Annotated in this window: 2 protein-coding genes; both read left to right on the forward strand. The window is 46.1% G+C overall.

The window, feature by feature from the left end; translation table 11 throughout:
- Positions 1–224 precede the first annotated feature (224 nt).
- Positions 225–1,388, forward strand: a complete 1,164-nt coding sequence (locus tag BIY29_RS19770) for a hypothetical protein (protein ID WP_121576705.1) — start codon at positions 225–227, stop codon at positions 1,386–1,388.
- 14 nt (positions 1,389–1,402) lie between these two features.
- Positions 1,403–1,693 (forward strand): hypothetical protein, encoded by a 291-nt coding sequence (locus tag BIY29_RS19775; protein ID WP_121576706.1) that lies wholly within the window; start codon positions 1,403–1,405, stop codon positions 1,691–1,693.
- Positions 1,694–2,095 lie beyond the last annotated feature (402 nt).

Genomic DNA, 2,095 nt, shown 5'->3' on the forward strand with positions numbered 1-2,095 from the left:
GTATAATAATGAAAAAATTACTCGTCGCTTGCTGATTAAAATTGAATTGGATAATAAAAATATAGATAGATGCTGTAATAATATAAAAATCCCATGTTAATTCAAAGTGCTACACCTGGAAAATCGATGTCAGTGCAATAGTAAAAAAGGCTAATTTAGCTTTGGTTTTTATTCGTCTCAGAAAGTAACTATATTACCACACTGTTAATTAAGGAGATAAAGAGATGTCTTGGACCTTTTATTTAACAATAACCAATGCAACAGATAGAACACTCGAAGTCGCCAGCAGTTCAATTGAGTGGGGAACATGGTATAGGGATTCCAAGGACGACAACGGTCCGTGCAGTATCCCACCAAACACCACGGTACAGGCACTGGGCATCCGCGCCGCTAAAGGTACCTGGACGGGCTATGAATGCCACGCGCAGTGGAAGGACAAAGTACCGCCAGGCGAAAAGGGATACGGCGCAGTGACGCTGATGATTGACGTCCCATTCTCTGGCTCCAACGATTCAAGCCTGACGGCGGGAGGGGCTTTGACGTCCTACGGTTGGAAAGATCTGCCAGCAAGCGGCCATGATTTCAATCGGTCAGTCACCATCCGTGCCGGGCGAGACAAGAAACTGATGCAAGTAGAGGAGGACATCATGTCATCACGGGTGGAAAATAAATTAGACCCCGTAGAGACGGAATACCGCGAATATCTATTGGAGCTTGCGGCTAAGAATCCAGATGTGCGCGATTGGGATCAGATAGAGAAGGATCTGGAGCAGATCGATGACTTCAACCCGCTTATATATATCCCTGAAGGTCCCTACATGACTCGCCGTTTGTTAGCGCGTTCCGAACCGCTGGTTATTGATAGCGACATTTGGGACGGTATCGGCGATCCAGACTATCCAACGCCATATGCCCAAAGCCTATTTCTGGACGAGTACTTCTCCGTAGCTATTTATAGCGTGGGTACCGATCCACGCAGTTTCATCAACATTCCGGCAGGTTCCTCACGTAAAACCAGCGAGAAAGTCACCGTGACTTCAGCGATCAAAAATGTGCTGACAGTTAGTTGGTCACTTAAGACTTCTCTCTCAGAAAAAGCGGTCGAGCCAATATCGGGATCGGAAGTGGCCTCAACTTTGGATATGGAGTTCGGTGTTACCGATGTGCTAGAGGTAAGCCGCGAGTCAGTCACTGAAACCATCGTCGAACAAGAGTTCAAGGCACCAGATGACAGCGACGTACTGATCGTACCTTGGGTATTCAGTACCGCAGTGCTTATCTATCGGCGCACCAAGAAAGGCAAAGTCAGCCTGGTTGCTGTTTCCGAATGGGCTCAGATGCAGTTCTTCAAAAGCTATCGGGTGCATACACAATTCAAACTTAATTGATCGAGGTACTCCTTATGAAAACAATCAATACTGTAATACTCGCTATTGTATGTTTATGGCAAGGGTCAGTGGTTGCTGATACGCAGAAACCCGATACCAAAATCTTGCCGTCCAACGATAAACCATCACAGGTACAACCAGCCCCAGAAAAAGCACAGGATAATACTAAGGCAGATCGCAATGAATGCTGGTCTGCGAAAAACTGTACCGGTAAGATCCTTAATAATAAGGACGCCCACAATTGCAAGCTGTCTGGCGGCAAATCTTGGCGCAGCAAGACCACAGGTCAATGTAGCAATCTGTAAGATTTGATACCTCATATGTAGTACCGTCGGTCAACCAGCACGGCGGTACTAACAGGAGAGGTTAAGTCGAGGTCAACGAGTGAGGAACCAGCTCATTTTCGGCAGTTTCTGAATGACAACTACGACATACAACAGCACCGGGAACGCCAGTTCCCGCCCATCCTTACCTTGGTTCGCATAATGTGCCACACGTTATGTAGAAAAGCCGCATGCGAAAATAGAATCCCGCAGGCGGCTCTTTTGCATAACGTTATTATGCGAACCAATTTTTATTTCCCAATACCTATATAACTGCCAACTATTACGAGCAGGAAAATGATACCAACAGCCGTTTCAAGAGCCATGATAACCCCCTGTTAGGATTCTTTTTCTGCCTTTGAATGATAGTAATAAAGGTATACC

Origin of the sequence: Brenneria alni (assembly GCF_003666245.1) — a bacterium.
Taxonomy (GTDB): domain Bacteria; phylum Pseudomonadota; class Gammaproteobacteria; order Enterobacterales; family Enterobacteriaceae; genus Brenneria; species Brenneria alni.